Raw genomic sequence first — 5705 nt, 5'->3', positions numbered from 1 at the left:
CTTCGTATCGAAGTCACGGCAACCGGTGGCAATACGTTGCTTTCGGAAATCGTGCGTCTGATGGAAAATGCCGAACAGGGCCGTGCCAGATATGTCGCGATCGCCGATCGGGTGGCAAAGGCCTATGCGCCGGTTGTTCATACCCTGTCGCTGGCGACCTTTATCGGCTGGTGGCTGATTGGTGGGATTGGCTGGCAGGATGCGCTGATGAATGCCATCGCGGTTCTGATCATTACCTGTCCCTGCGCTCTGGCGCTTGCGGTTCCGGTGGTTCAGGTGATTGCCACCGGGCGTCTGTTGCGTGCAGGTATTCTTGTCAAATCGGCAACCGCCCTTGAACGACTGACCAAGATTACTGGCATCATTTTCGATAAAACCGGCACACTGACCACGGGCAAACCCGAACTGGTCGGCGAACCACAGCAAGACAAACTGATGCTTGCCGCCGGCATGGCCGCCAACAGCAACCATCCGTTATCCCGCGCACTGGTGCGTGCCGCTGGAAACGTGACCCCGCAAACCAATGTTACCGAGCAAGCTGGCCTTGGCCTGATGATGCAGGGTCCTGCGGGTCCGATCCGGCTTGGTAGTCGTGCTTTCTGCGATGTTGCCGAAAACGCCGATGTGCCATCCGATATTACCGGACCGGAATTGTGGCTATCTGAACCGGGCATTGCCCCGACCCGGTTTGTCTTCCGCGATACGATGCGCAGCGACGCACCCGAAGTGATCGACACCCTGCGCACGCGTGGCTTTGAAATGACCCTGTTGTCGGGTGACCGCGAAAGCACCGTGCGCCAGCTTGCCGAAACACTTGGCATTACCAGCTGGATGGCACGGATGTCGCCAACCGAAAAAGCCAACCATATTCAGGCCCGCGCTGATCGGGGCAACCATGATTTGATGGTCGGCGATGGCATCAACGACGCACCGGCCCTTGCCGCCGCCCATGCATCAATGTCGCCGGCGACGGCTGCTGAAATTTCGCAAAATGCGGCCGATATCGTGTTTCAGGGTGATCGGCTCGGCGCCGTGATCGAGGCAATTGATGTCGCCCGCAAGGCTGATCGGCTTGTCCGTCAAAATTTTGCCCTGTCCTTTGCCTATAACGTGATCACGATCCCGCTGGCTGTATCAGGGTTTGTCACCCCGCTTTTTGCGGCAATCGCCATGTCATCCTCATCCCTGATCGTGATCGCCAATGCCTTGCGTTTACACGCAAAATCGGGCAAGTCTGACGGGGTCGGCATCAAACCGGCGACCACGTTGTCGCAGCAGGCAGGGATATAATGCCATGAGCAACCTCCTTCTCCTGATCCCGATTGCATTGTTTCTGGGGCTTCTGGGCCTGGGGGCCTTCTTGTGGTCGTTGCGTTCCGGGCAGTTTGACGATATGGAAGGTGCGGCAAATCGCATTCTGTTTGATGACGATGACGTCACGCCTCCGGGGAACTCAAAGAAGTTCCATCAAGGCGATAGTTAGAATTGCTTGAAACAGGGCTATCTCATCGGATAGATTTGTTTACAATCCGCCTACCGGGTCACCAGCATCGGAGTCTACGATGGCAGTCCGCCCCCAAATCTGCGAAGCCTGTTCTATCAAGGACTTAACTTTTTGCTCCGCATTGCATGGCGATGAACATGATCAGCTGCGTCAATTGCTTACGCATGCACACTATGACCCGCACACGACGATTTTCCACGAGGCAGAAGACGCAGACTACGTCTTCAACGTCACATCCGGCTCTGTAAAGCTGTATAAATTGCTCGGCGATGGCCGTCGCCAGATTACCGGTTTCCTGTTTGCCGGTGACTTTCTTGGCCTCGCACTGAATGCCAATTACAGCTATACCGCCGAGGCGATTGAACCGGTAACCGCATGTCGGTTCCCGCGCCAGAAGCTGGAAAAACTGTTCGACAAGTTTCCGCATCTTGAAAAACGCATGCTGGGCATGGCGGTCGATGAACTCGCCGCCGCACAGGATCAGATGCTTCTGCTTGGCCGCAAGACCGCCAAGGAAAAGGTCGCATCCTTCCTTTTGATGCTGGCCCGCCGTCAGGAACACCGCGGCGAAAGCAGCGAGACTATCAACGTGCCCATGAGCCGTTCCGACATTGCCGACTATCTGGGTCTGACCATTGAAACCGTGTCACGCACCCTGACCCAGTTGCGCAAGGAAGCAATGATTACGCTCAAGGATAACCGCCATATCGAGGCGGTCGGTCTCGACATGCTTGAAGATCTTGCCGAAGGTCTGTGATTTCTGCGTGCCTGTAATCGGCCAATAGCATTTTAGGACGCTGATCCTTCGAACGATCAGCCAACCCACGCCCGGAATCCCGATTATTGGCCGAATTGCCTATTTCGCGATTGCAAAAAAGGTTTCCCGATCGCGGTCATGATATTGTAAACATGACCGCACGCTCGACAAAGATCGGGCAGCGAAATCCGGTTGTACCGGGGGAGAAACGTCATGAGTGCCACCAGCAAAAAGATGGGCCGGACCTCCGTCCCAGAACTCCGTGCCCGTAAGGGCAAAGATCCGATTGTCTGCCTGACGGCCTATACCGCGCCGATGGCGCAACGCCTTGATGAACATTGCGACCTGCTTCTGGTCGGTGATTCACTGGGCATGGTTGTCTATGGCATGGAAAGCACGCTTGCCGTGACCGTCGATATGATGGTCAACCATGGCAAGGCCGTGATGCGCGGATCAAAAAATGCCTGTGTTGTTGTTGATCTGCCCTTTGGCAGTTATCAGGAATCCAAGGAACAGGCGTTCCGCACGGCATCCCATATTCTGGCTGAAACCGGCTGTGCCGCCGTAAAGCTTGAAGGCGGTGCCGAACTTGCCGAAACCATCGAATTTCTGACCATGCGCGGCGTGCCGGTCATGGCCCATATCGGCCTGATGCCCCAACAGGTCAACACCATGGGTGGCTTCAAAAGCCAAGGCCGCGACGAAGAAACCGCACGCAAAACCCTTGCTGATGCCAAGGCGGTTGCCAAGGCCGGTGCCTTTTTGGTTGTCGTCGAAGGTACGGTTGAACCGGTCGCACGTCAGATCACCGAGGCCATCGACATCCCGACCATCGGCATTGGTGCCTCGGTCGCCTGTGATGGGCAGGTTCTGGTCACCGAAGACATCCTTGGCCTGTTTTCCGACTTCACGCCGAAATTCGTCAAACGCTACGCCAATCTTGGCGATGCGGTATCCGAGGCCGTCGGCCAATACGCCGACGAAGTGCGCACCCGTCAGTTCCCGACGGATGAACATTGCTTTGGGTTAGCGAAAAAAGGTAAGTTGCGCGCGGTCTGATCCAGACCGCCGCGATTTTCTGCAATCTTCGATACGACGAAAACGATGTCCCTTACGACTGTTCACACTGTCGCTGATCTGCGCGCGACTGTTGCCAACTGGCGCGCCGAAGGCCTGCGTGTCGCCCTGGTTCCGACCATGGGCGCGCTTCATGATGGCCATATCAGCCTGACACACCTTGCCCGTGAACATGCAGACCGGGTGATCGTTTCGATTTTCGTCAATCCGACCCAGTTCGCCCCGAACGAGGATTTCGGTGCCTATCCCCGCACCCTGCCCGCCGATCAGAAACTGCTCGATGACGCCGGGGTCGAGCTGTGCTTTGCTCCCTCGGTCGAGGAAATGTATCCCGACGGCTTTGCCACCAAGGTCTCTGTTGATGGCGCGATGACCAATGTGCTGTGTGGGGCGGCCCGCCCTGGCCACTTTGATGGCGTGGCACAGGTTGTGACCAAATTGCTGCTTCAGGCCCTGCCCGATTGTGCGATTTTCGGACAAAAAGACTACCAGCAACTGATGGTCATCCGGCGTTTCAGCGCAGATCTGAACATTCCGGTCGAGATCATCGGGGCGAAGATTCTGCGTGAAAATGATGGTCTGGCGATGTCATCGCGCAACCGCTATCTGACACCCGACGAACGTGCGATTGCCCCGACACTCAACAAGGTATTGGGCGACATCACTGCCAAGGCTGCCAATGGTGCCGAACTTGGCCCGCTTTTGGCCAAGGGGCGCGAGGATATCCTGTCTGCCGGATTTGATCCGATTGACTACCTTGAAGTCCGCGATGCCGAAACGCTGGAACTGATCAGTGATACGGTGACAAAACCGGCCCGAATCTTTGTTGCCGCCCGGCTTGGCAAGGCGCGTCTGATTGACAATCACGCGATTGAGCCTGCGTAGTTCCGGGCATGAGCCGGGCATGACTGCCGGTTAAACACCCGGGCACAGTGGCGGAATCGCCGATTGCGCGCCAAACAGGATGAAAAGCGCAGAATAACGCGCTTTTGCGCCCGATTGCGCTTGACTCCCACCCCCTGATCCAATAAACCCTCCCCACCAAAGGTCGCCCAAGAGGTGACTCCCCCAGTCCTCGAGTTTCGAGCACTGGGTTTTAGTTTTTTGTGCGCACACGGTGGAAGCACCAGCAACACAGACGGGATTTGGAATGTTTGAAGGACTAAGCGATCGCCTTGGCGGGGTTCTCGATAAGCTGCGCAAACGTGGCGCGCTGAAAGAATCCGACGTCAAGGAGGCCATGCGCGAAGTACGCGTCGCCCTGCTTGAGGCGGACGTCGCACTTCCGGTCGTTAAAACCTTTATCTCCAACGCCACCGAACGTGCAGTTGGTGCCGATGTTCTGCGCTCGGTCACGCCGGGCCAGATGGTCGTCAAGATCGTCCATGACGAACTGAAAAACATGCTGGGTGAAGGCGAGGAAATCAATCTCGCTTCCACCCCGCCGGTTCCGATCCTGATGGTCGGTCTGCAGGGTTCGGGTAAAACCACCAGTTCCGCCAAGATCGCGCTGAACCTGACCAAAAAGCGCAACAAGAAAGTCCTTCTGGCATCGCTTGATATCTATCGTCCGGCCGCCCAGCAGCAGCTGAAAGTGCTGGCCGACGATAACGGTCTTGGCATTCTGCCGATCGTCATGGGCGAGAAACCGGTTTCGATTGCCAAACGTGCGATGGATACCGGCCGCAAGGAAGGCTATGACGCGGTCATTCTTGATACCGCCGGTCGTCTGCATATCGACATGGAACTGATGAGCGAAGTCGCCCAGATCCGTGATGCCGTCAACCCGGTCGAGACCCTTCTGGTTACCGATGCGATGACCGGTCAGGACTCGGTCAACGTTGCCAAGGAATTTGCCGACAAGGTCGGCATCACCGGTATCGTTCTGACCCGTGTTGATGGTGATGCGCGCGGTGGTGCCGCCCTTTCGATGCGTCAGATCACCGGCTGCCCGATCAAGATGATCGGTATCGGCGAAAAAATCGACGAGATGGAAGCCTTCCATCCTGATCGTATCGCCAACCGTATTCTTGGCATGGGCGATGTTGTCAGCCTGGTTGAAAAGGCTGCCGAAAACATCAAGGCCGAAGACGCCGAGAAAATGGCCAAGAAGCTGCGCAAGGGTCAGTTTGACCTGAACGACCTTCTGGCACAGCTCAAACAGCTTCAGAAAATGGGTGATCTTTCCGGCATCATGGGGATGCTGCCGGGCATGGGCGCGCTGAAAAAACAGATGTCGCAGACCAAGCTTGATCCCAAACTTCTGACCCACCAGGAAGCGATCATCCTGTCGATGACGCCGAAAGAACGTGAAAACCCGGCCCTGATCAAGGCATCGCGCAAAAAGCGTATTGCCGCTGGCTGTGG

6 protein-coding genes are annotated in these 5705 nt (G+C 56.5%); all 6 read left to right on the top strand.

The annotated features are described in order from the left end of the window. Positions 1-1290: heavy metal translocating P-type ATPase (locus B3Z49_RS11840; RefSeq protein WP_296991034.1), on the top strand; the 1290-nt coding region annotated here is incomplete at its 5' end. A 4-nt stretch (positions 1291-1294) separates the two neighbouring features. Beyond that, a complete protein-coding gene (gene ccoS, locus B3Z49_RS11835) occupies positions 1295-1483 on the top strand; it encodes a cbb3-type cytochrome oxidase assembly protein CcoS (protein ID WP_008889820.1) in 189 nt (62 codons plus the stop codon). Positions 1484-1562: 79 nt separating this feature from the next. Next, complete coding sequence (locus B3Z49_RS11830; RefSeq protein WP_296991031.1) at positions 1563-2261, top strand: cyclic nucleotide-binding domain-containing protein; 699 nt, start codon at positions 1563-1565, stop codon at positions 2259-2261. A gap of 213 nt (positions 2262-2474) precedes the next feature. Then, the gene (gene panB / locus B3Z49_RS11825) at positions 2475-3320 is read left to right on the top strand and encodes a 3-methyl-2-oxobutanoate hydroxymethyltransferase (protein WP_296991030.1); all 846 of its coding nucleotides are present in this window, start codon (positions 2475-2477) and stop codon (positions 3318-3320) included. Between the two features lie 45 nt (positions 3321-3365). After that, positions 3366-4223 (top strand): pantoate--beta-alanine ligase, encoded by an 858-nt coding sequence (gene panC, locus B3Z49_RS11820; protein WP_296991028.1) that lies wholly within the window; start codon positions 3366-3368, stop codon positions 4221-4223. Positions 4224-4488: 265 nt separating this feature from the next. Then, positions 4489-5705, top strand: a 1217-nt coding sequence (gene ffh / locus B3Z49_RS11815; RefSeq protein ID WP_296991027.1) for a signal recognition particle protein, incomplete at its 3' end; no start/stop codon positions are given.

This window comes from Thalassospira sp. UBA1131, assembly GCF_002311515.1.
Lineage (GTDB): Bacteria > Pseudomonadota > Alphaproteobacteria > Rhodospirillales > Thalassospiraceae > Thalassospira.
The sequence above is the reverse complement of the archived record's forward strand: the minus strand, read 5'-3'. Positions and strand labels throughout refer to the sequence as shown.

Coding starts and splice junctions, on each gene's coding strand:
- panB (WP_296991030.1), top strand. CDS start 2,475: ATGAGTGCCACCAGCAAAAAGATGGGCCGGACCTCCGTCCCAGAACTC.
- ccoS (WP_008889820.1), top strand. CDS start 1,295: ATGAGCAACCTCCTTCTCCTGATCCCGATTGCATTGTTTCTGGGGCTT.
- B3Z49_RS11830 (WP_296991031.1), top strand. CDS start 1,563: ATGGCAGTCCGCCCCCAAATCTGCGAAGCCTGTTCTATCAAGGACTTA.
- panC (WP_296991028.1), top strand. CDS start 3,366: ATGTCCCTTACGACTGTTCACACTGTCGCTGATCTGCGCGCGACTGTT.